The sequence below is a fragment of the Candidatus Pelagibacter communis genome (genome assembly GCF_001180185.1).
Lineage (GTDB): Bacteria > Pseudomonadota > Alphaproteobacteria > Pelagibacterales > Pelagibacteraceae > Pelagibacter > Pelagibacter ubique_F.
In genome coordinates, this window is the sequence record NZ_CVSS01000043.1 from 74526 (window position 1) to 99377 (window position 24852).

General features: G+C 28.8%; 26 protein-coding genes. 12 read left to right on the top strand and 14 right to left on the bottom strand.

Annotated elements, in window-relative coordinates; genetic code table 11:
• Positions 1–2: 2 nt before the first annotated feature.
• The 6 genes from AMN95_RS03185 to AMN95_RS03215 form a co-directional block, all read right to left on the bottom strand.
• Positions 3–791 carry a cytochrome c oxidase subunit 3 gene (locus AMN95_RS03185; RefSeq protein WP_075522536.1) on the bottom strand — a complete coding sequence of 263 codons (789 nt, stop codon included), beginning with the start codon at positions 789–791 and terminating at the stop codon, positions 3–5.
• 9 nt (positions 792–800) lie between these two features.
• Complete coding sequence (locus AMN95_RS03190; protein ID WP_179850347.1) at positions 801–1334, bottom strand: cytochrome c oxidase assembly protein; 534 nt, start codon at positions 1332–1334, stop codon at positions 801–803.
• Positions 1335–1452: 118 nt separating this feature from the next.
• Positions 1453–2364 carry a heme o synthase gene (gene cyoE, locus AMN95_RS03200; RefSeq protein ID WP_075522538.1) on the bottom strand — a complete coding sequence of 304 codons (912 nt, stop codon included), beginning with the start codon at positions 2362–2364 and terminating at the stop codon, positions 1453–1455.
• A gap of 31 nt (positions 2365–2395) precedes the next feature.
• Entirely contained in the window at positions 2396–4024 is a 1629-nt protein-coding gene (gene ctaD / locus AMN95_RS03205) for a cytochrome c oxidase subunit I (RefSeq protein WP_075522539.1), read from the bottom strand.
• Positions 4025–4027: 3 nt separating this feature from the next.
• Positions 4028–4840 carry a cytochrome c oxidase subunit II gene (gene coxB / locus AMN95_RS03210; RefSeq protein WP_075522540.1) on the bottom strand — a complete coding sequence of 271 codons (813 nt, stop codon included), beginning with the start codon at positions 4838–4840 and terminating at the stop codon, positions 4028–4030.
• Positions 4841–4898: 58 nt separating this feature from the next.
• Positions 4899–5600, bottom strand: a complete 702-nt coding sequence (locus tag AMN95_RS03215) for an RsmE family RNA methyltransferase (protein WP_075522541.1) — start codon at positions 5598–5600, stop codon at positions 4899–4901.
• 17 nt (positions 5601–5617) lie between these two features.
• On the opposite strand from AMN95_RS03215, the gene AMN95_RS03220 reads away from it, so the two are divergent.
• From AMN95_RS03220 to AMN95_RS03230, 3 genes are read left to right on the top strand one after another with little or no spacing between them, the layout of a single operon-like run.
• The gene (locus tag AMN95_RS03220; protein WP_075522542.1) at positions 5618–6280 is read left to right on the top strand and encodes a haloacid dehalogenase type II; all 663 of its coding nucleotides are present in this window, start codon (positions 5618–5620) and stop codon (positions 6278–6280) included.
• 21 nt (positions 6281–6301) lie between these two features.
• A complete protein-coding gene (locus tag AMN95_RS03225; RefSeq protein ID WP_075522543.1) occupies positions 6302–7138 on the top strand; it encodes a pirin family protein in 837 nt (278 codons plus the stop codon).
• A 3-nt stretch (positions 7139–7141) separates the two neighbouring features.
• On the top strand, positions 7142–8113 hold the full coding sequence (locus AMN95_RS03230; RefSeq protein WP_082256660.1) for a quinone oxidoreductase family protein: 972 nt from the start codon (positions 7142–7144) through the stop codon (positions 8111–8113).
• On the opposite strand, the gene AMN95_RS03235 is transcribed toward AMN95_RS03230, so the two are convergent.
• Complete coding sequence (locus AMN95_RS03235) at positions 8110–8514, bottom strand: DUF2721 domain-containing protein (protein WP_075522545.1); 405 nt, start codon at positions 8512–8514, stop codon at positions 8110–8112. The genes AMN95_RS03230 and AMN95_RS03235 overlap by 4 nt on opposite strands.
• Positions 8515–8565: 51 nt before the next feature.
• On the opposite strand from AMN95_RS03235, the gene ubiA reads away from it, so the two are divergent.
• From ubiA to AMN95_RS03260, 5 genes are read left to right on the top strand one after another with little or no spacing between them, the layout of a single operon-like run.
• Positions 8566–9426 carry a 4-hydroxybenzoate octaprenyltransferase gene (gene ubiA / locus AMN95_RS03240; RefSeq protein WP_075522546.1) on the top strand — a complete coding sequence of 287 codons (861 nt, stop codon included), beginning with the start codon at positions 8566–8568 and terminating at the stop codon, positions 9424–9426.
• On the top strand, positions 9423–11162 hold the full coding sequence (locus AMN95_RS03245) for an ABC transporter ATP-binding protein (RefSeq protein ID WP_256997931.1): 1740 nt from the start codon (positions 9423–9425) through the stop codon (positions 11160–11162). The genes ubiA and AMN95_RS03245 overlap by 4 nt, the downstream gene beginning before the upstream one ends.
• The gene (locus AMN95_RS03250) at positions 11162–12418 is read left to right on the top strand and encodes a 3-deoxy-D-manno-octulosonic acid transferase (protein ID WP_075522548.1); all 1257 of its coding nucleotides are present in this window, start codon (positions 11162–11164) and stop codon (positions 12416–12418) included. Before AMN95_RS03245 ends, AMN95_RS03250 begins: the two co-directional genes overlap by 1 nt.
• Complete coding sequence (gene lpxK / locus AMN95_RS03255; RefSeq protein WP_075522549.1) at positions 12408–13343, top strand: tetraacyldisaccharide 4'-kinase; 936 nt, start codon at positions 12408–12410, stop codon at positions 13341–13343. Before AMN95_RS03250 ends, lpxK begins: the two co-directional genes overlap by 11 nt.
• Positions 13340–14200, top strand: coding sequence for a lysophospholipid acyltransferase family protein (locus tag AMN95_RS03260; protein ID WP_075522550.1), 861 nt, complete (start codon positions 13340–13342; stop codon positions 14198–14200). The genes lpxK and AMN95_RS03260 overlap by 4 nt, the downstream gene beginning before the upstream one ends.
• A gap of 1 nt (position 14201) precedes the next feature.
• Here AMN95_RS03260 and AMN95_RS03265 read toward each other — a convergent pair whose 3' ends face one another.
• On the bottom strand, positions 14202–14390 hold the full coding sequence (locus AMN95_RS03265; RefSeq protein ID WP_075522551.1) for a DUF2093 domain-containing protein: 189 nt from the start codon (positions 14388–14390) through the stop codon (positions 14202–14204).
• Positions 14391–14411: 21 nt separating this feature from the next.
• Between AMN95_RS03265 and purD the strand changes: the two genes are divergently transcribed.
• Together purD and rsmD are read left to right on the top strand one after the other, a co-directional pair.
• Positions 14412–15677, top strand: a complete 1266-nt coding sequence (gene purD, locus AMN95_RS03270) for a phosphoribosylamine--glycine ligase (RefSeq protein WP_075522552.1) — start codon at positions 14412–14414, stop codon at positions 15675–15677.
• The gene (gene rsmD, locus AMN95_RS03275) at positions 15674–16234 is read left to right on the top strand and encodes a 16S rRNA (guanine(966)-N(2))-methyltransferase RsmD (RefSeq protein WP_075522553.1); all 561 of its coding nucleotides are present in this window, start codon (positions 15674–15676) and stop codon (positions 16232–16234) included. The genes purD and rsmD overlap by 4 nt, the downstream gene beginning before the upstream one ends.
• On the opposite strand, the gene AMN95_RS03280 is transcribed toward rsmD, so the two are convergent.
• The 6 genes from AMN95_RS03280 to AMN95_RS03305 are packed head-to-tail and all read right to left on the bottom strand — an operon-like array spanning position 16211 to position 22645.
• Complete coding sequence (locus tag AMN95_RS03280) at positions 16211–17392, bottom strand: glucose-6-phosphate isomerase (protein ID WP_075522554.1); 1182 nt, start codon at positions 17390–17392, stop codon at positions 16211–16213. The genes rsmD and AMN95_RS03280 overlap by 24 nt on opposite strands.
• Positions 17393–17396: 4 nt before the next feature.
• Positions 17397–17705, bottom strand: a complete 309-nt coding sequence (locus AMN95_RS03285; protein ID WP_082256661.1) for a DUF3035 domain-containing protein — start codon at positions 17703–17705, stop codon at positions 17397–17399.
• Positions 17702–18178, bottom strand: coding sequence for a signal peptidase II (gene lspA, locus AMN95_RS03290; RefSeq protein ID WP_075522604.1), 477 nt, complete (start codon positions 18176–18178; stop codon positions 17702–17704). The genes AMN95_RS03285 and lspA overlap by 4 nt, the downstream gene beginning before the upstream one ends.
• Before the next feature lie 6 nt (positions 18179–18184).
• On the bottom strand, positions 18185–20905 hold the full coding sequence (gene ileS / locus AMN95_RS03295) for an isoleucine--tRNA ligase (RefSeq protein WP_075522555.1): 2721 nt from the start codon (positions 20903–20905) through the stop codon (positions 18185–18187).
• 1 nt (position 20906) lies between these two features.
• Complete coding sequence (locus tag AMN95_RS03300; RefSeq protein WP_075522556.1) at positions 20907–21833, bottom strand: bifunctional riboflavin kinase/FAD synthetase; 927 nt, start codon at positions 21831–21833, stop codon at positions 20907–20909.
• Positions 21827–22645, bottom strand: coding sequence for a TIGR01459 family HAD-type hydrolase (locus AMN95_RS03305; RefSeq protein ID WP_075522557.1), 819 nt, complete (start codon positions 22643–22645; stop codon positions 21827–21829). The genes AMN95_RS03300 and AMN95_RS03305 overlap by 7 nt, the downstream gene beginning before the upstream one ends.
• A 123-nt stretch (positions 22646–22768) precedes the next feature.
• Here AMN95_RS03305 and groES point away from each other — a divergent pair, with 123 nt between their 5' ends.
• A complete protein-coding gene (gene groES, locus AMN95_RS03310; RefSeq protein ID WP_075502433.1) occupies positions 22769–23059 on the top strand; it encodes a co-chaperone GroES in 291 nt (96 codons plus the stop codon).
• A 23-nt stretch (positions 23060–23082) separates the two neighbouring features.
• Entirely contained in the window at positions 23083–24744 is a 1662-nt protein-coding gene (gene groL, locus AMN95_RS03315; protein ID WP_075522558.1) for a chaperonin GroEL, read from the top strand.
• The last annotated feature ends 108 nt before the right edge of the window (positions 24745–24852 follow it).

A 24852-nucleotide genomic window follows, 5' to 3' on the forward strand; every position in this document is an offset into this window, starting at 1 on the left:
AATTAACTTCCCCAGATATAAATTGCTGCAAACAAGAATAGCCATACAACATCAACAAAATGCCAATACCAAGCTGCAGCTTCAAATCCAAAATGATGATCTTTAGTAAAGTGACCAAGCTTTCCTCTCCAAAGACACACTGCTAGAAATATTGTTCCAACAATTACGTGAAAACCATGAAAACCTGTTGACATATAAAATACTGCTCCATAAATGTGTCCAGAATAATCAAATGTAGCATGATGATATTCGTATGCTTGAAGCATAGTGAAAAATATTCCAAGAATAACAGTTAAAGTTAAACCTTGAATAAATCCTTTTCTATCATCTTCTAATAAAGAGTGATGGGCCCAAGTTACAGTGGTGCCTGATAAAAGTAAAACCAAAGTGTTTATTAAAGGTATGTCCCAGGGGTCAAAAGTTTCAATATCCTTTGGTGGCCAAACATTTCCAACAAATTCATTTGGAAATAAACTAATATCAAAATAAGCCCAAAACCATGCAACAAAAAACATAACCTCAGATGCAATAAACAATGTCATTCCATATCTATGATGAATTTGAACAACTGGAGTATGATGTCCTTGATGTTCAGCTTCAATTACAACATCTCTAAACCACATGTAAGCACCATAAATTAATAAGGCTAATCCTAAATACATTCCCCACGAAATATCATTGTGCATGTAAAAAATTGTTCCTATAGCTAAAACTAGACATGCAAATGATGTATAGATAGGCCATGGACTTGGATCAACTAAATGATAATCGTGTTTTTTTTCAGTAGACATTTTAATTAATTATGATTGTTTATAATAATCTGTCGAGAAAAAAGTATACGACATAGTAACATCGTGAAGATTTTTTGTAGTTGGATCATTAACCAGCTCAGGATCTAAATAAAAAGTCATAACATACGTAGCTTTCTCGCCAGCCTTAAGCTCCTGCTTTTCAAAGCAAAAACATCCTAGTTTACTATAATATTTTCCAAGACTTGCAGGTGAAACATTAAAGCTGGCAACGCCATAGGCAGTCTCATCCCCATAGTTTTCAACTTCAAATTCAATTTTATTAACTTGACCAACTTTTACATCAATTACATTAGATTTTGCTTTAAAGTCCCACTCAAGATTATTTACATTTGTATCAAATCTAACACTTACAACTTTATCTAATACTATTTTAGGTGCTTCTTTAGAAACTTGAGTTGTTCCCCCAAAACCAGTTACTCTACAGAATAAATCATACAATGGAACAGCTGCAAAAGATAACCCTAACATTAATACAAAGATTCCAGCTAAAAGAATTGGGGTTAATGTTTTTTTTTTAATCATATCTGTCTATCAAATACCCCAACGTTATATAATGTAAAAATAAACAAAAAAACCATAAATGCTAATATTGCTATAGCGGTATAAACATTTTTTTTTTTAGTTTTTTTGTCAGGTGTAATCATAAAATCTTATCAATTAGAAAAAGAACAAATATCAAGAAAAGATAGAGAATTGAATATCCAAAGATTGATCTAGCTTTTTTTGCGTCAAATTTGTTCTTTTTAAATTTATAAAGTTCAAAACATAAGTAATTATAATAAATTGTCAAAATTAAAGATGGAATTAAAAATATCAATCCTACAAAACCAATAACATAAGGTAAAATTATAACTGGAAGCATCGTAATTGAATAAACAAATATATTCAATTTTGTGCTTTCTATACCATTCGTTAGCGGTAACATTGGTATTTTTGCTTTTTTATAATCACTTGATTTGTATAAACTTAGCGCCCAAAAATGAGAGGGAGTCCAAAAAAATATAATCAAGAAAAAAGTTAAAGGTTCAAATGAAAGAGAATCAGTTGCTATAGTCCAACCAATGACTGGAGGTAAAGCTCCTGCTGCGCCACCAATCACAATATTTTGGGGAGTTTTTCTCTTTAACCAAATTGTGTAAATAAATACGTAAAAAAGAATTGTAAATAATAATAAACAAGCAGATATTCTGTTTGAGTAATAATCCAATGCAATAACAGAAAAAACAGATAGAAAAATCCCAAATACAAGCGCCTGATTTTTATTCACTTTGCCTGTAGGTATCGGCCTTAAACAAGTTCTTGTCATAAGTGCGTCTAAATCTGACTCATACCACATATTCAAAGCACCAGCAGCTCCTGCACCAATTGAAACTAATACAATTCCAATTATTGCTTCTTTAGTTGGAATGATATTAGGTGCCATTAATAAGCCAACTGCGCATGTAAAAATTACCAAAGACATAACCCTTGGTTTCATTAATTTAAATAATTCAGATAAGTTAAAAGCGTCTTCTTGACTAAAATTTCTGTTTTTTGTTCTAGACTTTATCATTTTTTTAAAGTTTTAAACCTGAACTACTTATTTATGTAGTAGATTTTTCAACACTATCTTCAAACTTTGGTAATTCCTCAAAAGTATGAAAATTTGGTGGTGATGGCACAGTCCACTCCAAAGTTGTGGCACCCTCTCCCCACGGATTTTGTGCAGCAGCCTTTTTTTTGTAAAATGCATAAGCAAGGTTTGCAAAAAATACCAATAATCCAATTACAGAAATATAAGAGCCTATTGATGAAATATAATTCCAGCCAGCAAAAGCATCTGGATAATCAGCATATCTTCTTGGCATTCCTGCAAGTCCCAAAAAATGTTGAGGAAAAAAAACAAGGTTTACTCCAATAAAAGTTAACCAAAAGTGTAATTGTCCCATCCATTCTGAATACTCATAACCAGTCATTTTTCCAAACCAATAATAAAAGCCTGCAAATATTGCAAAAACTGCACCTAAAGATAATACGTAATGAAAATGAGCAACTACATAATATGTGTCATGCATTGCTGTATCTACTCCAGCATTGGCAAGAACTACTCCGGTCACTCCACCAACTGTAAAGAGAAATATAAATCCTAAAGCCCAAACCATTGGAGTTTTGAATGATATTGATCCTCCCCACATCGTAGCTATCCAGGAAAATATTTTTATTCCAGTTGGAACTGCAATGATCATTGTTGCTGCTAAAAAGTATGCTTTTGTGTCGGTGCTTAGACCAACAGTATACATATGATGTGCCCATACAACAAAACCTACTATTCCTATTGCGACCATCGCATATGCCATTCCTAAGTACCCAAATACTGGCTTTCTTGAAAAAGTTGAAACAATATGACTGATCATTCCAAAGCCAGGTAAAATTAATATATAAACTTCTGGATGTCCAAAGAACCAAAATAGATGCTGAAATAATACTGGATCACCACCTGTTTGGGCCTCAAAGAAAGCTGTTCCAAAATTTCTATCTGTTAAAAGCATTGTAATTGCTCCAGCTAGAACTGGTAAAGACAAAAGCAATAAAAATGCTGTGACTAAGATTGACCAAGCAAACAATGGCATCTTATGTAATGTCATGCCTGGAGTTCTCATATTCAAAATTGTTGTTATAAAATTCACTGCTCCCAAAATTGATGAGGCTCCTGCCAAATGTAAGCTTAGAATAGCAAAATCCATTGCAGGTCCAGGTTGACCAGCTTTAGATGATAAAGGTGGGTAGATTGTCCAACCTCCTCCAACACCAGTTTGTCCTGGAGGGCCGTCCATAAAAATTGACATTATTAATAAAATAAATGAAGTAGGTAGCAACCAAAATGAAATATTATTCATTCTTGGAAAAGCCATATCTGGTGCACCGATCATTATTGGAACGAACCAGTTTCCAAACCCGCCAATCATAGCAGGCATCACCATAAAAAAAATCATGATCAAACCATGGCCTGTAACTAAAACATTGTACAAATGATAATTTCCACCTAAAATACCATCGCCTGGATGCATTAATTCCATTCTCATTAATACTGAAAAAGCTGTGCCGATTACACCAGCAATTATCGCGAATATAAGATACATAGTTCCTATATCTTTATGATTAGTAGAGTAGGCCCATCTTTTCCAGCCAGTTGGTGTATGATGATCTTCGTGTGATACTGTTTTTGTGTACATATTTTATTTACTCACTATTTTTAAATTTTCCTCTTTTTCAACATCTTTTGCAAATTTATCTTTTGCCTCAGATAACCACTCCTTATACTCCTCATCAGAAACAACCCTGACTGCAATTGGCATGAATGCGTGTTTTATTCCACAAAGTTCTGAGCATTGTCCATAATATGTTCCTACTTTTTCAGCTTTAAACCAAGTTTCGTTTATTCTTCCAGGCACAGCATCTCTTTTGACTCCAAATGAAGGTAAAGCCCAGGCATGAAGCACATCATTTGCAGTTATCATAACTTTTACAACTTTATTCACTGGGACAACTAACTCATTATCTACAGCTAATAATCTTGGTTGATTATCTTTTAAATCTTTATCCTCAACCATATATGACTCAAAAATTATGTTTTCATCTGGATACTCATATCCCCAATACCATTGATAACCTATTGCTTTAACAGTAACATCTGCTTTAGGTATTAAATCTTGTTTATATAAAATTTTAAATGACGGAACTGCCATTACTATCAAAATTAAACATGGAATAAGAGTCCACAGAACCTCCACGGTAACATTATGAGTTCTTTTTGAAGGAACTGGATTTGCTGAAGCTCTAAATCTTATACAAGTATAAACCATCAAAAATAGTACAAAGACACTAATTGCAATTATTATTGGTAATAGTAAATTATCATGAAAATTAACAATATCTCTCATAGACTCAGATGCTGCTTTTTGAAAACCTAATTGCCAATCAATTGGCTGATTAGCGATTGCATTTTGAGATAAAAAAATTCCTGAAAATATGTAAAAAAATTTTTTCATTTAATAGCTATATAAAGCTCTTTTATAAAAATTACACTTTAGTTTTCGCGACAATTTATCAATTAATCACATAATTTATGATCGAAATAGCTGATATCACAGCTGTTTCTGATCTTAAAATATTCTCATTAATTTTTAGAGGCTGAACACCTTTAAAAGAGAGAATCTCCTCTCTTTCAGTCTCTGAAAAGTCACCTTCAGGGCCTATTATAATACAAATAGGTTTATCTGTTAACTTTGTTCTATCAATTTTTTTATTATCTGAATTTAAATCAGTAAATATTAGATCCATTGAATTTTTTTTTAAAAAATTATCTAAATTTTGAGTAGGCTCAATCAAAGGCACATTAATACGATTTGATTGTTCGGTAGCTTCAATAGCTATTTTTTCTAGACGTTCTTTGTTAATTTTTCTAACAATTGTTCTTTCAAAAATAATTGGTAAAAATTTAGTTATTCCAAGTTCTGTAGCTTTTTGTATTATAAAATTCTGATAGTTTGATTTGATTGGTGAAAATGCTAGCCATAATTCTTTCATATTTTTTTTTTGTCTTAGTTGTTTTATAGTTTTAAACTCAACAATACTTTTAGATATTCCTAAAATTTTGGACTCCCATTCTCCATCTTTATTAAATAAAGAAAAAACTTCATTTTCCTTGACTCTCATTACATTGGTTAAATAATGTGATTGAGATTTATCTAATTTACCAGTCAAGTTGTCTGATAATAAATTTGAAAAAAATAATCTAATATTGCTCATTTATGTTAAATTAGTTTATGAAAAATATTAAAGCAATAATTTTTGATGCATATGGCACATTGTTTGATGTCAATTCTGCTGCTGAAAAATGTAAAGATAAAATTGGAGATAAATGGGAGCCATTTGCAAATTTTTGGAGAACCACTCAGCTAGAGTACACCTGGCTTAGAAGTTTGATGGGGAGACATAAAAATTTTTGGCAGATAACCGAAGATAGCCTAGATAAATCTATAAAAGCTTTTAAATTAGACCCTTCAATGAGAGATGAATTGCTTAATCTCTATAAAGTTCTCTCACCTTTTAAGGAAGTTCGTGAAACTTTAGAAACACTAAAGGAAAGAAAATTCAAATTATCTATTCTTTCTAATGGAACACCATCCTTGCTGAATGAATTAGTAAAAAGTAACAATTTAGAAAACTTATTTGACGATATTTTTTCAATTGAAGAAGTGAAAATTTACAAACCAAATTCAAAAGTTTATGACATACCGATTAATAAATATAAAATTAAAAAAAATGAAATTGCTTTTTTAAGTGCAAATACCTGGGATGTTTCTGGTGGTGGCAATTATGGTTTTAATTCTATTTGGGTAAATAGAAATAATAATATTTTTGACAATTTAGATTATTTACCAAAATATGAAATTAAAGATCTTCATAAGTTGCTTGATTTAATCTAAATAATTCTTATATCGAAACATATGAAAATTATAGAAGTAAATAAAATTATTGATCCTATACCAGCATCTGATGGTGCAGGAGTAAAATTAAAAAGAAGTATTGGTGTAGAACCAAATTATTTTGATCCTTTTTTAATGTTAGATGAATTTGGTTCTGAAAACAGTGAGGATTATATTGCTGGTTTTCCACCGCATCCTCATAGGGGAATTGAAACAGTAACTTATATGTTAGCAGGTGACTTTGAGCATAAAGATAGCACTGGTGGTGAAGGTAGAATGACAGCTGGTGATGTTCAGTGGATGAAAACAGGAAGTGGTATTATTCATTCAGAAATGCCGGCAATGAAGGAAGGTAAACTTCATGGTTTTCAATTATGGATTAACATGCCTGCTAAATTAAAAATGAGCAAACCAGAATATATCTATATTGATGCTAAAAAAATGGCTATTCACAAAGATAGTGAGAAGCATGTAAAAGTTATAGCTGGTAGATTTGAAAAAGCTGAGGGTCCTGTCAAAGGACATAATGTTGAACCAGTTTATTTTGATGTTGAACTAAATAAAGATAAAGAATTTAATTTTAAATTACCAACTACTCATAATTCATTTATTTATTTAATTAGTGGAGAAATTGAAATTGGTGAAAAAAAACATGATAGTGTGAAAGATAGTACTCTAATATTACTTTCAAAAGGTGAGGATTTAAAAGTGAAGGGTAAATCAGATACAAAATTTTTAGTGATTTCAGGAAAACCAATTAATGAAGAAATTGCTAGAGGTGGGCCATTTGTGATGAATACTAAAGCTGAAATCTTGCAAGCTGTTCAGGATTATCATAATGATACATTTGTAAAATAAATTATGAAAGCTGTAGTAATTAGCAAAACTGGTGGTCCAGAAGTTTTGGAAATTAAAGATATTAAACTTGAGGATCCGAAATCTGGTGAGGTTTTGATAAAAAATCAAGCTATTGGCTTAAACTATATTGATACATATCATAGGTCTGGACTTTATCCTGTTGAACTTCCATCAAATATTGGAATCGAAGGTGCAGGTATAATAGAAAAAGCTGGTCCCGATGTAAAGAATTTTCAAGTTGGAGATAGAGTGGCTTATGCATCAATGCCAATTGGCTCCTATGCAACACATAGAATTTTTCCAACAAAAAAATTAGTAAAAGTTCCTGAAGAAATTAATCTAGAAAATGTAGTTACTTTAATGACTAAAGGTTTCACAGTTTTTTATCTTCTTCATAAAACATATCCAGTAAAATCTGGTGAAACCATATTATTTCATGCAGCTGCTGGTGGTGTTGGGCAAATATTTTGTCAATGGGCTAAAAGTTTAGGCTGTAAAGTAATCGGAACTGTAGGATCTGATGAAAAAATTAAAATAGCACAATCCAACGGTTGCGACCATGTTATTAATTATTCAAAAGAAAATTTTGCAGAAAAAGTTCAAGAAATAACTAATGGAGTTGGTGTTCCCGTCGTCTATGACGGTGTAGGTAAAAAAACATTTGATGGTTCTATTGACTGTCTTAAAACAAGAGGAATGATGGTTTCATTTGGAAATGCATCAGGCCCTTTGGATCCTTGTAATGTTACTAAATCTCTTGCACCAAAAGGTTTATATTTAACTAGACCGAGTATTGCTCATTACACTTCAACAAGAGAAGAACTAGATGAAGCAGCAAAAAAAGTATTTGAAATGTTCATAAACAAAAAATTTGAATTAAAAATTTTTAATAAATATCCTTTAAGTGAAATTGTTAAAGCTCACCAAGATTTAGAAAAAAGAAAAATTTTAGGGCCTGCTATTATCATTCCTTAATCAACTCTAACATCCATGTCTGACATATGTAATCTTAAAGCGTTTGTTGAAACATGAATTTCTCTAATAAAAAAAATTATTGAGATCATCATTGATAAACAACAGGATCCAAAAATTAATCTAGCTATAAAAACCTCATTTAAATACAAACCCAACACTGTAAGCATATTGAATAAAAAACCAAATGCGCCAAACATAATTGACCATCTTAGCAAAGTAATTCTTCCACTTAAATTTATGAACTGTTTTTTCCACTCAGGTGGAACATGTTTTTCATAGACGTGTTCATCATGAAGCTCTCTAATTAACGCGCTCAAGGAATGAAATCTATTGCTATACACTCCCATTATTAAAGGAATTGCGGGAAACATTAAAGCAGTGACTGTGTAATCTATATTCATACGAATCAGTTTGATTATCAATCTTGCGTTTGTTATTTACAAGTAAAATTTATGAACCAAATTAATCTTTTTATTGAATTAACAAGACTCAAAAAACCAATTGGTTATATGTTATTATTTTGGCCATGTGTTTGGGGCATAACTATAGCTTTTGATATCTCTAATTTGATAGCATATCTAAATTACCTGATTCTTTTTTTTTCAGGTGCAGTTTTAATGAGATCTGCCGGATGTATAGTCAATGATATTGTTGATAGAAAAATTGATAAAGATGTTTTAAGAACAAAAGATAGACCTGTCGCCTCTGGAAAAATTTCAATAACTCTAGCTTTAATATATGCGGTAATCCTTTGTCTGATAGCCTTTTTAGTATTAATTCAATTTAATAGATTAACAATTTTGCTCGCTTTGGTTTCGATGCCTTTAGCATTCACTTATCCGTTAATGAAGCGTTACACTTACTGGCCTCAACTTTTTTTAGGGATAACTTTTAACTATGGTTTAATACTTGGATGGACCTCAATTACAAATGAAATCAATGTAATTCCAATTATTTTCTATCTAGGGGCCATATTTTGGACATTAGGTTATGACACAATATACGGATTTCAGGATATAAAAGATGATGAAGTAATAGGAGTTAAATCAACATCAATAAAATTTAAATCAAATCCTTATCTATTTTTAAAATTATGTTTTTTAATTTTTACAATAAGTTTAATTCTTGTAGGTTTTTTATTAAACTTAAATATTCTATATTATATTTTTCTTTTATTTATAATTATTCACATGTATTATTTTCAAATTCACAAACTTGATATAAATAATTCAGAGAATTGTTTAAAAATTTTTAAATCTAATAATTTTTTAGGTTTTATAGTTTTTCTTAGTCTACTATTAGGAAAAATATGATGAACAATGATTATTCAATATTAAAAAGATTATACAATGATTACACTAAAAAATATGTTAATAGAATTTTATTATCATTATTTTTTACACTTCTTTTAGCTGGGAGCACATCAGCAGTTGCGTACTTATTGGATCCAGCAATAAAAGAGCTATTTATAAATCAAAACAAAGTATCTACTTATACTATTCCAGGTTTTATAGTTTTGGCATTTGCTATTAAAGGTGCCTCTCTTTACTCAGCTAGAGTTATAATGATTAGAGTTGCAGAGGAAGTGAGAAAAGATATGCAACTAGATATGTTTGGATCTTTAATTTCCGCAGATACAAGTTTAATTGATAATAAACATTCTGGAAAATTTATTACAAATCTAACTAACGATATAGACAAAATAACCAATTTAGTCAGTACTGCAATTTTGAACTTATTTAAAGACAGTTTAACTTTAATTGGGTTATTGAGTGTAATGTTTTATCAAAATTGGAAATTATCACTAATGGCTATCATAATGATACCACTAGCCAGCATTGCGGCAAGAACACTTGGAAAAAGAATAGGTAAAGTTACGACAGAGCAAATGACTAGAGCAGGTATTTTAAATACTTACTTATTTGAAATATTTAAAAATCATAAAATTACAAAAATATTTCAAAAGGAAAATTTTGAAAAAAAAAGGGCTTTTGAATTAATTAATAGTTTAAAAGAAAAAAATAGAAAAATTGCTGAAGTTTTTGTAAGAGCCTCGCCAATAATGGAATTTTTAACTGGGATAATGATAGCTACATTAATTTTTGTTTCAGCAAAATTAGTAGCAAATAATGAAATTGAAGTGAGTAATTTCTTTTCTTTTCTTGCTGCAATGATGTTGGCTTATCAACCAGTTAGATCATTAGCAACTTTAAACATAACTATTCAACAGGGTTTATCTGGTGCTAGAAAAGTCTTGCCAATAATAGATGAAAATTCTGAGGTCAAAGACAAAGAAGGGGCAAAAGATCTAAAATATAAAGACGGTACAATAATATTTAAAAACGTTGATTTTAATTATTCTGATGAGGAAAAAATTTTAAAATCAATAAATTTGAATTTTCCTGGAAAAAAAATGACTGCACTAGTAGGACACAGTGGAGCTGGAAAATCAACTATACTGAATCTAATTCCAAGATTATATAATGTTAAAAATGGAGATATAGAAATAGATAATCAGTCTATTTATGAAAATACTATTTTTTCATTAAGGAAGGGAATATCTTTAGTAAGCCAAGATACAACTTTATTTGACGACACTATTAAAAATAATATTGCTTATGCTAATTTAGATGCGTCTGATGATGAAATTGAAGATGCAGCAAAAAATTCATTTGCAATTGAATTTATAAACAAATTACCAAATAAATTTAATACAAATATAGGAGAAAATGGCGTAAGGCTTTCTGGAGGCGAAAAACAAAGACTTTCTATAGCAAGAGCGATACTCAAAAAAAGTCCAATAATTCTTCTTGATGAAGCTACATCATCATTAGATGCTGAAACAGAGAGTAAAATTCAGAAAGCAATAAATTTTTTAACAAAAGGAAGAACTACAATTGTAATTGCACATAGGTTGTCTACAATATTAAATTCAGATAAAATTTATGTGATTGATCACGGCCAAGTTTCTAGTTCTGGTACGCATGATGAGCTATTAATGTCCTCAGAGATATATAAAAATTTTTATGAAAAACAAATAAAAAAATAATGCTTATATTTTATAGACTTATAACATGTCTAATATTACTTCTATCTCCAATTATACTTATAATTAGACTTTTAAACAATAAAGAACATATAAAAAGATTTAGTGAAAAGTTCTGTTTTTTTTCAGAAAAGAAAAATAAAGGGAAACTAATTTGGTTTCACGGCGCTAGTGTTGGAGAATTACAAAGTATTATACCACTAATAGAAAAACTAGAGAAAGATAAGAAAATAAATCAAATATTAATTACATCAAACACATTGAGTTCATCAAATGTTATTCGTAACTATAAGTTTAAAAAAGTTACACACCAATTTTTTCCAATTGATGTAAATTTTTTATCAAAGAAATTTATAGATTATTGGAAACCTTCATTAGCCCTATTTGTGGACTCTGAAATATGGCCAAACATGCTAATTAATTTAAAAGGTAAAAAAATTCCAATTATTCTTTTAAACGGCAGGATCACAAAAAAAACATTTAAAAGATGGATGATATTTTCAAAGTTTGCAAACACATTATTTCAAAAATTTGATTTATGTCTTCCTTCAAATTCTAAATCAATTTATTATTTAAAGGAATTAGGTGCAAAAAAAATTAGGAATATTGGTAATTTGAAATACTCTGAATCTGAACGAAAAATTAAAAATTTAAAAAAAAGCTTAAAAAATTTTTTTTTATCAAAAAAAGTTTGGTGCGCTTCAAGCACGCATTCTACCGAGGAGAGATTTTGTGGAATGATTCATAAAAAATTAAAGATAAAGCACAAAAATTTGCTAACTATCTTAATCCCTCGCCATATAAACAGAATTAAATCTATTAAAAAAGAGTTAATGAGTATGGGTTTAAATGTCCACATTGATGAGCCGATGTCTGCAATTGACAAAAAAACAGACATATATTTGGTAAATTCCTATGGTAAGACAAAATCTTTTTATAATAATTGCAAGAATGTTTTTTTAGGCGGTTCAATTATTAATCATGGTGGTCAAAATCCTTTAGAAGCTGCAAGATTTGGTTGTAATATTCTTCATGGCAAAAATATTTCAAATTTTGATGAAATTTATGAATTTCTTGGAAAAAATAAGATTTCTTATTTAGTAACATCAAAACAAAAATTTGAAAATAAACTTAATTTATTACTATCCAAAAAGGGTAATAATTCAAAAAAAATCAAATACAAAATTGATAAGATTGGTAAAAAAATTTTGAATAATACGTATGAGGAAATTAATTTTATTTTAAAAAATGCAATTTAATAAACCTTTATTTTGGGATAGTAAAAAAATATCTTTATGGTCAATTTTACTTTTCCCAATTTCAATAATTTTCATCATGTTAACAAAATTTGTTAAAACTTATCAGAACTTTAAAACTTTCAAAAAACCATCAATTCCTATAATTTGCGTAGGCAATATTTATCTTGGAGGAACCGGTAAAACACCTTTGGCTAGGGAAATTTTCAATATAACAAAAACATTGGGTAAAAATCCTGCATTTATAAAAAAATATCACAAGTATTTATCAGATGAAATTGAGATGTTAAAGGCCACTGGGGAAACTTTCGTTGGAAATAAAAGAGATGAATGTATATTTTCATCAATATTGAAAAATCATGATGTTGCAATAATGGATGATGGTTTTCAAGATTTTTCAATTAAGTCTGATCTTTCAATTTTATGTTTTAACTCAAGACAAATGATAGGAAATGGATTTGTAATTCCATCTGGACCTTTAAGGGAGAGATTAAATGCCATTCATAGAGCTGATTGTATTGTAATTAATGGTGAAAAAAATTTAGAACTTGAAAAAAAAATTTTAAAAAATGTTGGTAAAAAACAACTACATATTTTTTATTCAAAATATAAAATTAAAAATATTGAAAAATTTAAAGACAGGCAATTAATTGCTTTTGCTGGAATTGGAAATCCTTCAAATTTTTTTGATTTATTAAAAGAACACAATTTAAATATAAAAAAGACATACTCTTTCCCAGACCATTACAAATATAATGATAATGATTTTGAAAAATTGAAATATGATAATTCAACGAAAATAATTACTACAGAAAAAGATTATTTTAGAATGAGCAAAACGCAAAAAAATAAATGTGACTACGTTGAAGTAGATCTGAAAATTGACAATATAAATGAATTTAAAAAAATTATAAAAAATTACTTATGAAAGTTATAAAGCATTTTTTCGAGTTCATATTCATCATAATTTTCTTTTTAATCTTTAAAATTATTGGATATAAATACTCAACTAATTTTGGAGAGTTTATTGGAAAAAAGATTGGTCCATTTTTTAGATCAAATAAGAAAATTCAACAGAACTTAACAAATTCAAATATTGGAAATTCAAATAAGGATAGAGAAATAATAATAGAAAATATGTGGGGAAATTATGGAAGGATTTTTGCAGAGTACATGTTTATTAAAAAATATAGAGAAACTAATCTTTATCAAAATATTGAAATAATTGGTCAAAATATTTTAGAACAAATTAAAGACAATAAGAAACCCGTCATATTTATTTCAGGGCATTTCAATAATTTTGAATTTATGGCAATGCATATAGAAAGATCTGGTATTGATTTGGCGGCTATTTATAGGCCTTTAAATAATAAATTTTTAAACCCTATAATGGAAAAAATAAGAAAAAATTATATTTGTGAAAAGCAAATTAAAAAAGGAATTTCAGGAACTAAAAAGATTTTAAGACATTTTAAAGAGGGAACTTCTATTGCGTTGATGATTGATCAAAGAGTCTCAGAGGGCATAAGTTGTAACTTTTTTAACAAGAAAGCTTTTACTACAACAATACCTGCTCAGTTTGTTAAAAAATTTAATTGTAAAGTGGTTCCAATTTACATTGAAAGGATAAAACTTCATCAGTTTAGACTTGAAATTTTTAAACCCTTAGAATTCTCTGAAGATGAAAGTATTGAAAAGATAACTTTGAATTTAAACACTGTTATTGAGAAAATGATTGAAAAAAATCCTGACCAATGGATATGGTCACATGATAGATGGAAATAAATTATCCTTTTTCTCTTTTTTCAGATGCTTCTATGTAAGAATAATATGGCTCTTGTAGTTCAACATTCCAGTAATTTAATTCATTTAAGGAAATTTTTTTACCTGAAATAGCACAAATTACATGATCTCCCTCTTCGATAATTTGAAAATTATTTGGTAAATATTTTATTTTAGCTAATTTTTTAAACATTTTTAGTTTATACATTATTATATGAAAGTTGGTATAATTGGAAGTGGTGGAAGAGAGCATGCTTTATGTTATGCAATTAAAAAATCAAAAAAAGTAAAAAAAATATACTGTTTCCCTGGCAATGCTGGAACAGATAAAATAGCAGAAAATATTAATTTAGATGTTAGCAACTTTGATTTACTTAAAGATTTTATAAACAAAAATCAAATTGATATAATTATAGTTGGTCCTGAAAAACCTTTGGTGGAAGGTATTGTTGATTTTCTAGAAAAAAATAAGATTAAAGTATTTGGCCCTAATAAGTTTTCCTCAAAACTTGAGGGATCAAAGATATTCACAAAAAATTTATGTAAAAAATATAACATCCCAACTGCTAAATATGGTATTTTTAAGAATAAAAAGAATGCACAAAAATTCTTAAATAATTGCAATTTACCCATAGTAATCAAAGCTGATGGTTTAGCAGCTGGAAAAGGTGTCTATATTTGTGAAACAAAAAAACAAGGAATCAATGCAGTTCATGAGATATTTAATGGAAAATTTGGAAAAACTTATGAAATATTAATTGAGGAATTTCTAGTTGGTGAGGAGATGAGTTTTTTTATAATTTCAGACGGTATCACTTTTAAAAAATTTGGAACTGCTCAAGATCACAAGAGAGTTGGTGAAGGTGATTTAGGACCAAATACAGGTGGGATGGGTGCTTATTCACCTTCACGTTTAGAAAATGAAATTTTAAATCAAAAAATTTTAAAGAAGATAATTAAACCTACTTTAAAAGCTCTTAAAGATCTTAATACAAATTATAAAGGTTTCTTGTATGCAGGTTTAATAATAAATAATAATGAGCCATACTTGATTGAATACAATGTAAGAATGGGCGATCCTGAGTGTCAAACTATTTTGCCAAGACTAAAAACTGATTTTTTTAAAATAGTGGAGTCCACAATAAATCAAAATTTAGATCAGTTAAATATCGAATGGTTTTCTGATAAATGTCTATCTATTGTGCAATGTTCAATTGGATATCCTAGCACTTATAAAAATAATAAAGAAATAAGAAAATTAAATAATATTATTCTTAAAAATGATGAATTTATATTTCATGCAGGAACAAAAATAGAGAAAAATAAAATATTTTCTAATGGTGGACGTGTTTTGAATTTTGTAGCTAAATCAAATAGCTTTAAAAATAGCAGAAAAATGGCAATTGACCTTATTAAAAAAGTTAATTGGAAAGATGGCTTTTATAGGAAAGATATTGGTTACAAAGTTATAAATAAATGAAAATTATAGGCGGACATTTCAAAGGAAAAAAACTTTTTCTACCAACTGATAAAAATACAAGACCTCTAAAAAATATTGTAAAAGAATCTATTTTTAATTTAATTAAACATTCAAAAAAAATTGATCTTGACGTAAAAAATTCATCAGTTTTAGATTTATTTTCAGGGACTGGTTCGTTTGGAATTGAGTGTATATCTAGAGGTTCCAAAAATGTAATTTTTTTTGAAAATCATACTTTAGCAATTAAAATTTTGGAAAAAAATTTAAACTCTTTAAAAAAAATCAAGAATTACAAAATTTATGAAAATGACTTCTTTGATTTTTTTTTCTCAGAAAGAGATTTAGGATGTTATTTTGATATAATTTTTATTGATCCTCCTTACAAAGAAAAAAAAATAAATCAAATAATTGAAAAAATTTTAGAAAAAAAAATTCTTAAAGACAATGGTATTATGATAATTCACAGACATAAGAAAGATAATATTAATATTACAGAAAAGTTAAATATAGTTGAAAATCGTAATTACGGTATATCAAAAATAATTTTTGGAAATTAAGATTTTTTTTGTTTGTTTTTTGATCAACTCTACAGCTGGCTGATCAAAAGGATTAATTTTTAACGCCATACCTAACAAAATCGTCTCTAGAATAAAAAACGAAAAAAGTTGACCTAGATTTTTTTCATTTCTTTTCTCAATAATAAAGCTTCTAAAAGGAATATTTCTTTGTCTAAAAACTTTTTGCGTAGCACAAAATTGACTAAAAGAAATTTGATTCAAGCTTTTATTTCTAAGATATGAATGTGATTTTAATATTCTATTATTATTTATTTTCTTTGAAGATTTATCTTTAACAAAAAATAATGTAAAAAAATTATTTTTAACACCCTCTAAATAGTATTGCATTAAACTATGATTATCTTTTGGCATTTTAGAAATAATTGGCAAAATACCCTGATTCTTTTTTCCTAAACTTTCAGCAACTAATTGTTGATACCAATAAAAAAAATCATTTGAATTATCGTCATAATTTAAAACAATTGAATTAGTGAAATTTTTTTTCTTAAAAGCAAGAATACAAGAGACACTATTAACTAATGAATTTAAAAATTTTTTATTTTTTATTAAGTCATTAAATTTTCTGAAATTTTTTGAATTTAAACCCATTAATTCAGCTGGTAACATTCCAACCTCAGATAAAACAGCATACCGTCCTCCTATGAAATTATTATGATGAATTACCTCAGCTTTTAATTTTTTTGCAAATTCTATTAAATAACTTTTTTTATTTTCAGTAATAAAAATATTTTTTTCTTTTTTATCTAACAAAATATTTGAATTAGTTATTGTTTCCAATGTATTGCCTGATTTAGAGATAATTAGATTCACATTCTTTTTTGAATTTTTCTTGAAGTTACTGTTACGATAACTGTCAAAGAAGTTAAAAATCTTATTTTTTGGTTTTAAAAAACTATAAATTGCTTTTGCACCTAATAAAGAACCACCCATGCCAATGATGTTAATAATCTTTTTATTTTTACAATTTGTTACTAAATTTTTTTTATAGGAATCTTTGTAATCTTTGCTCATTGAAAACAAAATCTCATTATTACTTTTGATTAACTTTTTAAAAAGTTGGTAAATCTTTTTTTTTTGATTTAGTAATTTTTTATCTGAAAGAAAATCTTTTATCTTAATCTCTTCTCTTAATAACATTTAATTATTTTATTTTCTTTAATATTAATTCTTCTATTGAAGTTGGTTTTGAGTCATTTTCTGATTTTTTAATAACTTTTGTATCATCACCTATTACTATTTTTTTTATCTCTGTTTCATCTTTTTTATCTTTTTCATTTATTTTATTATCTGGCACTGGTAATTTGCCATAATCTGGAGGTAGAACTAAAGGACTTTTTTTTTCCACAAGAAATTCATCTGTACTAGATTTTTTTTGCAAAGTGAATGCATCTTTTGCAGATTGACAAGCTGAAAGAAATAAACAGATAAAAAATATATATACAACTTTCATACTTTAACTTTAATTTTAAAAAATTCTAAAATAATCAATAAAATTACTCCAATACAAATGAATATATCAGCTACATTGAATATAAACCAATGATAATCATTGTAAGTTATATCTATAAAATCTATTACTGCTGAATAGTATAGTCTATCAAACATATTTCCAAATGAACCTCCAATTATAAGTAAAAAACTTATTTTTTCTAAACCTTTGGCCCTAATCGCAATCCAGATAAGGATTGATGTAACTAAAATTATAATAGCTGTAACTATATTGTAATAAATATTTTGATCAAATGACAAGAGTCCAAAAGCTACTCCACTGTTCCAAATTAGATTGAAATTTAAAAAAGATGTAATTGAAATATTTAAATCACCAGTTGGTGTTGATAATTTCAATATAAAGTATTTGCTTATTCTATCTATCAAAAAAATTAATATTGTCATTGAAAAATAAAGTAAATTTTTTTTATGCATAACCATCTATTTTACAGGATGTCTTTCACAAGGCAGTCTGCTGATCTTCCAGCAAACAGGACATTTTTCTCCTTCGGCTTTTGTTGTTTCAACCAAAAATTCATCTTTTTCACTGTCTTCAATTTCAACTGAGGATGTAATACACAATTCTGCTAAATCTATTCCCTCTATAATCTCTTTATTTTTTTTATTTAATTTAAGTAATAATGCTGCCTCTAAACTTGAGCCAATAACTTTACTTGCCCTTTTTTCTTCAATACTTAAATTGCATGCATCTCTTATTTTAAGTAATTTTTCCCACTTTGCGTTCAATGCAATATTCTCAAATTTTTTTGGAAAACTTAAAAAGTTTTCTAAATGAACACTTTTTTTATCTTTTGAAACAAGTTGATAAATTTCTTCGGTTGTAAATGATAAAATTGGTGCAAACCATCTTATTAAAGAATTTAAAATGATATCTAGCAGCAATAAAGTAGATTTTCTTTTCTCGGAGTCTTTTGGGTCACAATACAAAGTGTCTTTTCTAATATCAAAATAAAAAGCTGATAAATCTACAGTACAAAAATTCAATAATTCTTTATACAAGTTATGAAAATCGTAATTCTTAAAATACTTTAGAAAATTTGAATTAAGCCTATAAATTTTATGAAGCATAAATTGCTCAAGCTCTGGTAATTTATGAATTTCTAATTTAGACAATTCTATATTTTCAAAAGTGTCATTTAAATTGCCAAGTAAATATCTGAATGTATTTCTTATTTTTCTATAAGACTCAGCATGTTGATCTAATATTGAATAATCAATTCTTAGATCCTCTGCATAATTGGATGACGCAACCCAAATTCTTAGTATATCAGCTCCATATTTTTTTAAAATATCCTCTGGCGCAATTACATTACCCAGTGATTTTGACATTTTTAAACCTTTTCCGTCTACAACAAAACCATGGGAAAGAATATTTTCAAAAGGAGCCCTGCCTCTTGTACCGCATGACTCTAGTAAAGAAGAGTGAAACCAGCCTCTGTGTTGGTCAGAGCCCTCTAGGTACATAGAGGCTGGCCATTTTAAATCTTTTCTTTTTTCTAGTACAAAAGAATGGGTCGATCCACTATCAAACCATACCTCAACAATATCACTAAGTTTTTCAAAATCCTCTGCTCTATATTTATCGCCTAAAAACTTTTGAGAGTCATCAGAAAACCAACAATCTGAACCCTCTTGTTCATAAATTTTTGCGATATTTTCAAAAACATTATCGTCTACTAAAATTTCTTTAGTTTTTTTATTTATAAAAATAGGTAGTGGAACTCCCCAAACTCTTTGTCTTGATACGCACCAGTCAGGTCTTGTTTCAATCATTGATTTTAATCTCTCTTTTCCTTTGCCAGGATAAAATGTCGTTTCGTTGATAGCTTTTAAAGCTTTATTTCTAAGTTTATGGCTATCCATGGAAATAAACCATTGTGGTGTTGCTCTATGAACTAACGGTGCTTTTGATCTCCATGAATGAGGATAAGAGTGAATTAATTCTCCACTTGATAATAATTTTTTCTGTTCTTTAAGTTTGTCTATTACAATTGGATTTGATTTAAAAATATGAACTCCCTCAAACAAAGCTACGTTGCTTGTATACTTTCCATCTCCATCTACGGTCTCGATAGCTTTAATGCCGTTATTTAAGCAAAGATTAAAATCATCAGGACCATGACTTGGTGCACAATGAACAATTCCGGTACCCTGTTCTGTTGTAACAAAACGTGCTTCTAGCATAGGTATGTCATATTCATAACCAAGTTTTAAAAAGGGGTGGTTACATATTGTTCCTTTTAAATCTTTACCTTTAAATTTTTTTAATTTTTTAAAACTTTGAATTTTGGTATCTTTTATAACTGAGTCTAATAATGCATCTGCAATAACAATTTTTTTATTTTTAAAATCTCCATCATCATTCACTTCAATTAGTAGATAATCTAAGCTTTCATTGTAAGCTAAGGCTTTATTGGCTGGAATAGTCCATGGAGTAGTCGTCCAAATTACTATTTCACTATCATTTAATTCTCTAATGTTTGATGATTTGACCTGAAAAGATGCATATATAGTATCTGACTTATGATCTTGGTATTCAACTTCTGCATCTGCTAAAGCTGTTTTTTCAACAGTTGACCACAAAACAGGTTTAAAACCTCTATACAAACTTCCTTCTTTTAAAAATTTACCTAATTCTCTTACTATTTGAGCTTCTGCATCAAAACTCATAGTAGAGTAATAATTATCCCAATCTCCTACAACTCCTAGCCTCTTGAATTGATCTTTATGAATATCTATCCATTTTTCTGCAAATGCCCTACACTCTTTTCTAAACTCAACTATTGGAACTTCATTTTTATTTTTTTTATTTTTTTTATATTGCTCTTCAATTTTCCATTCTATGGGTAATCCATGACAGTCCCATCCTGGAACATAGACAGAGTCTTTACCATCCATCTGATGAAATCTCACAATTATATCCTTTAAAATTTTATTTAAAGCTGTTCCCATATGTATATTACCATTTGCGTAGGGTGGGCCATCGTGAAGAACAAATTTTTCTTCTCCTTTTCTTGATTTTCTTAGCTCATCATAAAGATTTATGTTTTGCCAAAACTTTAAAATTTCTGGTTCTCGGGTTGGCAAATTTGCTTTCATTGAAAAAGCAGTTTTAGGAAGATTTATTTGAGATTTGCTCATTTTATTTTTTTGCTATCAATAAGTCAGTTTTAATTTGTTTTTTAAGAAGGTCGACATTTTTAAATTTTTTTTCTTTTCTAATAAATCTTTTAAATTCCACTGTTAAATACTTATTATAAAGATTTCCAGAAAAATTAAATAAATGAACTTCCAATAATATTTTTTTTCCATTAAATGTTGGTCGATAACCCAAATTTGCAATCCCTTTTTTATAACTGTTTTTGCCATATCTTTTCACTTTTACCGCATATACACCTGGGCAAGCTAAAATATAATTTTTGATATCAATATTCGCAGTTGGAAAACCAATTTTTTTTCCTAGCTGTTTTCCCTTTTGAACTTTTCCATCAATTGACCAATTTCTACTTAAAATTTTGTTGGCTTTTTCTAATTTTCCCTTTTGTATAAGTTTTCTAACCAACGATGAAGATGCAATTTTCTTATTGATTAACAATGGTTGTGGTTTAACTACCTTATAACCACATATTTTCTCAAATTTAATCAATTGTCTTACATTACCTTCTCTCTTATTCCCAAATCTAAAATTATTACTTACAAAAATGAATTTTGGTTTTAGTTTTTTACCCAATATTTCTTTAATGAAAGTTATAGATTTTATTTTTGAGAATTTTCGATCAAACTTTTTTATTATTAAAAAATCTACATTAAGATTTTTGAGATTATCAATTTTTTGCTGTAAACTAGAAATTCTAAAATTTTCTAAATTTTTATTAAAAAACATTTTTGGCATGGGTTCAAAAGTCAACACACCAATTTTAGAGGAATATTTTTTTTTATATTTCTTAGCTAATGAGAATAATTTTTGATGTCCTTTGTGAACTCCATCAAAGTTACCAATTAATATAATTGAGTTTTTATATCTAGTATTGATATTAAAATTTTTATATATGTTTTTTGATTTTACCATTTCAATTCTGACTGAATATAATTACATATTGCTTCATAAGATTTTGCAACTTTTTCGATTCCTTTTTCTTTGATCTCATTTTTGTGAATTCCATTTGATATTATTAAAGAGTCATAATTTAAAAGGTTTGCTCCTTTTATATCAGTATTTAAATTATCACCTATGGAAAGAATTTTTTTATTCTTATTGTCAGTGGATTGATTATAAACTTCAGGATAAGGTTTTCCAAAGTAAACAACTTCTCCACCCATTTTTTCAAAAACCATTGCAACAGAACCAGCACAAAATTCTCTTGTGTTTCCTCTGTCCACTATTAAATCAGGGTTTGTACAAATCATTTTTTTTTTTATATTTTTTTCAAACAGGTCTTTATAATAATTTAAGTCCTCACTATGATCATCAAATAATCCTGTGCATAAAATATATTCACTTTTTTCTATATTATTTAATTTCATTTTTTCAAAGTCTTTAAATAAGTCAAAATCTCTAGGTGGGCCAACATGGAAAAAAGTTTTATTAATCAAATTTTTCTTTAAATAAATTAGAGCTGCCTCGCCTGAGGTAAAAACATGATCTCTCATTTCTTTCTCCATCCCTAGTTTTTCTAAAAAAGATTTAACTGCATGGTTGGGTCTGGGCGCATTTGTGAGTAAAATATAATCTTTTCTTTTTTTATTTATTTCTTTAAGAGTTTTTATAGCTTCAAGATGTAAAGAAACCCCATTATGGACTACTCCCCATAAATCAATGTAAAATAGTTGATAATTGTCCACAATAGAGCTTAAACCCTCCTTATCTAAATTTTTAGTCATCAAATTAATCTATAAACCATAAAAACCACAAATTCCTTTATTTTTTAACCAACTAATTTTTAACTATATCTTGAAATAGTAAGGCCAATCTCTATATGAAGACCATAATAATAAGGAGAATTTATGAAATTTAGACCGTTACACGATAGAGTTTTAATAGAAGTTTTAGATAGCAGCGAAAAAACCGCTGGTGGAATAATCATACCAGATACAGCGCAGGAAAAACCTCAAGAAGGCAAAGTTGTTGCAGTTGGTGGTGGTGCAAAAACTGAGGACGGCAAAACGATACCGATGGATGTAAAAGTTGGAGATAAAGTTTTATTTGGTAAATGGTCAGGAACAGAAGTTAAAATTGATGGCAAGGAATACAGCATAATGAAAGAGTCTGACATTATGGGAATTTCAAGCAAGTAATTTAATTTAAAGGAGAAAATAAAATGGCAAAAATAGTAAAATTTGATGCAGAAGCTAGAGCAGCGATGATTAGAGGAGTAAATATCCTTGCTGATACGGTTAAAGTAACACTAGGTCCAAAAGGAAGAAATGTAGTTATGGATAAATCTTATGGTGCTCCAAGAATTACAAAAGATGGTGTTTCTGTTGCTAAAGAAATTGATCTTGAAGATAAATTTGAAAACATGGGTGCTCAAATGGTTAAAGAAGTTGCTAGCAAAACAAATGATGAAGCTGGTGATGGAACAACTACAGCGACTATTCTTGCACAAGCTATTGTAAAAGAAGGTGTGAAATATGTTACTGCAGGTATGAACCCTATGGATGTAAAGAGAGGAATTGATGCTGCGGTAGATGTAGTTAAACAAAATCTTGTATCCTCAGCTAAAAAAGTGAAAGATAGTGATGAAATTGCTCAAGTTGGAACGATTTCTGCAAATGGTGATAAAGAAATCGGTACTATGATTTCTAAAGCAATGCAAAAAGTTGGTAATGAAGGTGTTATCACGGTTGAGGAAAATAAAGGAATTGAAACAGAACTAGATGTTGTTGAAGGTATGCAGTTTGATAGAGGATATTTATCTCCATACTTTATTACTAATAGTGACAAGATGACAACTGAATTAGAAAATCCGTTTATTCTTTTACACGAAAAAAAATTAACAAATCTACAACCAATGGTTCCTCTTTTAGAGGCAGTTGTTCAAGCGGGAAGGCCATTAATGATTATTTCTGAAGATGTTGAGGGTGAAGCGTTAGCTACTTTGGTAGTAAATAAATTAAGAGGTGGTTTAAAAGTTGTAGCTGTAAAAGCACCAGGATTTGGCGACAGAAGAAAAGCTATGCTTGAGGATATTGCAATTCTTACTGGTGGTTCAGTTATTTCTGAAGACTTAGGAATTAAACTTGAAAATGTTAAACTTGAAGATCTTGGTTCTTGTAAAAAAATTAAAGTCGATAAAGATAACAGCACTATTGTAAATGGCTCTGGTAAAAAATCAGATATAGAGGCTAGATGTTCCTCAATCAAACAACAAATTGATGAGACAACTTCAGACTACGACAAAGAAAAACTTCAAGAGAGATTAGCAAAATTAGCTGGTGGTGTTGCAGTTATTAAAGTTGGAGGAGCAACAGAGGTTGAAGTAAAAGAAAGAAAAGACAGAGTCGAGGATGCTTTAAATGCAACAAGAGCTGCCGTTGAAGAAGGTATTGTAACTGGTGGTGGTTGTGCATTACTGTATGCTGCTCAAGATCTAGAAAAAGTTAAAGCCAAGGGTGAAGACCAAAAAGCTGGTGTTGATTTAGTAAGAAGAGCATTAGAAGCTCCTATTAGACAAATTACAAAAAATGCTGGTGTGGATGGATCGGTAGTTGTTGGCAAACTTTTAGAACAGAATAAAAAAACACATGGATATGATGCACAAAACGAGGAGTATTGTGATATGTTCGCTAAAGGTATTATTGATCCTGTAAAAGTTGTAAGAACGGCTTTGCAAGACGCAGCATCTATATCAGGATTATTGGTAACAACTGAAGCTATGATAGCTGATAAACCTGAAGAAAAAGATGCAGCACTTGCTGGAATGCCTGGAGGAATGGGCGGCATGGGTGGCATGGGAGGAATGGGTGGAATGGGAATGTAGCCCAACCTCAAATATAAAAATTTAAAGGCCATCTTTTGATGGCCTTTTTTTTTGGAAATATTAAAATAATACAATGTCAAAAAGATACAGTGGGAAATCATTTAAAGA

What these genes read in the sequence shown, in the direction of transcription:
- AMN95_RS03225 (WP_075522543.1), top strand. Translation starts at nt 6,302, where the DNA reads ATGAAAATTATAGAAGTAAATAAAATTATTGATCCTATACCAGCATCT.
- AMN95_RS03230 (WP_082256660.1), top strand. Translation starts at nt 7,142, where the DNA reads ATGAAAGCTGTAGTAATTAGCAAAACTGGTGGTCCAGAAGTTTTGGAA.
- lpxK (WP_075522549.1), top strand. Translation starts at nt 12,408, where the DNA reads ATGCAATTTAATAAACCTTTATTTTGGGATAGTAAAAAAATATCTTTA.
- lspA (WP_075522604.1), bottom strand. Translation starts at nt 18,178, where the DNA reads ATGCATAAAAAAAATTTACTTTATTTTTCAATGACAATATTAATTTTT.
- ctaD (WP_075522539.1), bottom strand. Translation starts at nt 4,024, where the DNA reads ATGTACACAAAAACAGTATCACACGAAGATCATCATACACCAACTGGC.
- groES (WP_075502433.1), top strand. Translation starts at nt 22,769, where the DNA reads ATGAAATTTAGACCGTTACACGATAGAGTTTTAATAGAAGTTTTAGAT.
- AMN95_RS03185 (WP_075522536.1), bottom strand. Translation starts at nt 791, where the DNA reads ATGTCTACTGAAAAAAAACACGATTATCATTTAGTTGATCCAAGTCCA.
- AMN95_RS03235 (WP_075522545.1), bottom strand. Translation starts at nt 8,514, where the DNA reads ATGAATATAGATTACACAGTCACTGCTTTAATGTTTCCCGCAATTCCT.
- coxB (WP_075522540.1), bottom strand. Translation starts at nt 4,840, where the DNA reads ATGAAAAAATTTTTTTACATATTTTCAGGAATTTTTTTATCTCAAAAT.
- AMN95_RS03190 (WP_179850347.1), bottom strand. Translation starts at nt 1,334, where the DNA reads ATGATTAAAAAAAAAACATTAACCCCAATTCTTTTAGCTGGAATCTTT.
- AMN95_RS03215 (WP_075522541.1), bottom strand. Translation starts at nt 5,600, where the DNA reads ATGAGCAATATTAGATTATTTTTTTCAAATTTATTATCAGACAACTTG.
- AMN95_RS03220 (WP_075522542.1), top strand. Translation starts at nt 5,618, where the DNA reads ATGAAAAATATTAAAGCAATAATTTTTGATGCATATGGCACATTGTTT.
- groL (WP_075522558.1), top strand. Translation starts at nt 23,083, where the DNA reads ATGGCAAAAATAGTAAAATTTGATGCAGAAGCTAGAGCAGCGATGATT.
- AMN95_RS03265 (WP_075522551.1), bottom strand. Translation starts at nt 14,390, where the DNA reads ATGTTTAAAAAATTAGCTAAAATAAAATATTTACCAAATAATTTTCAA.
- ileS (WP_075522555.1), bottom strand. Translation starts at nt 20,905, where the DNA reads ATGAGCAAATCTCAAATAAATCTTCCTAAAACTGCTTTTTCAATGAAA.
- AMN95_RS03300 (WP_075522556.1), bottom strand. Translation starts at nt 21,833, where the DNA reads ATGGTAAAATCAAAAAACATATATAAAAATTTTAATATCAATACTAGA.
- AMN95_RS03305 (WP_075522557.1), bottom strand. Translation starts at nt 22,645, where the DNA reads ATGACTAAAAATTTAGATAAGGAGGGTTTAAGCTCTATTGTGGACAAT.
- AMN95_RS03285 (WP_082256661.1), bottom strand. Translation starts at nt 17,705, where the DNA reads ATGAAAGTTGTATATATATTTTTTATCTGTTTATTTCTTTCAGCTTGT.
- ubiA (WP_075522546.1), top strand. Translation starts at nt 8,566, where the DNA reads ATGAACCAAATTAATCTTTTTATTGAATTAACAAGACTCAAAAAACCA.
- purD (WP_075522552.1), top strand. Translation starts at nt 14,412, where the DNA reads ATGAAAGTTGGTATAATTGGAAGTGGTGGAAGAGAGCATGCTTTATGT.
- AMN95_RS03250 (WP_075522548.1), top strand. Translation starts at nt 11,162, where the DNA reads ATGCTTATATTTTATAGACTTATAACATGTCTAATATTACTTCTATCT.
- AMN95_RS03245 (WP_256997931.1), top strand. Translation starts at nt 9,423, where the DNA reads ATGATGAACAATGATTATTCAATATTAAAAAGATTATACAATGATTAC.
- AMN95_RS03280 (WP_075522554.1), bottom strand. Translation starts at nt 17,392, where the DNA reads ATGTTATTAAGAGAAGAGATTAAGATAAAAGATTTTCTTTCAGATAAA.
- cyoE (WP_075522538.1), bottom strand. Translation starts at nt 2,364, where the DNA reads ATGATAAAGTCTAGAACAAAAAACAGAAATTTTAGTCAAGAAGACGCT.
- rsmD (WP_075522553.1), top strand. Translation starts at nt 15,674, where the DNA reads ATGAAAATTATAGGCGGACATTTCAAAGGAAAAAAACTTTTTCTACCA.
- AMN95_RS03260 (WP_075522550.1), top strand. Translation starts at nt 13,340, where the DNA reads ATGAAAGTTATAAAGCATTTTTTCGAGTTCATATTCATCATAATTTTC.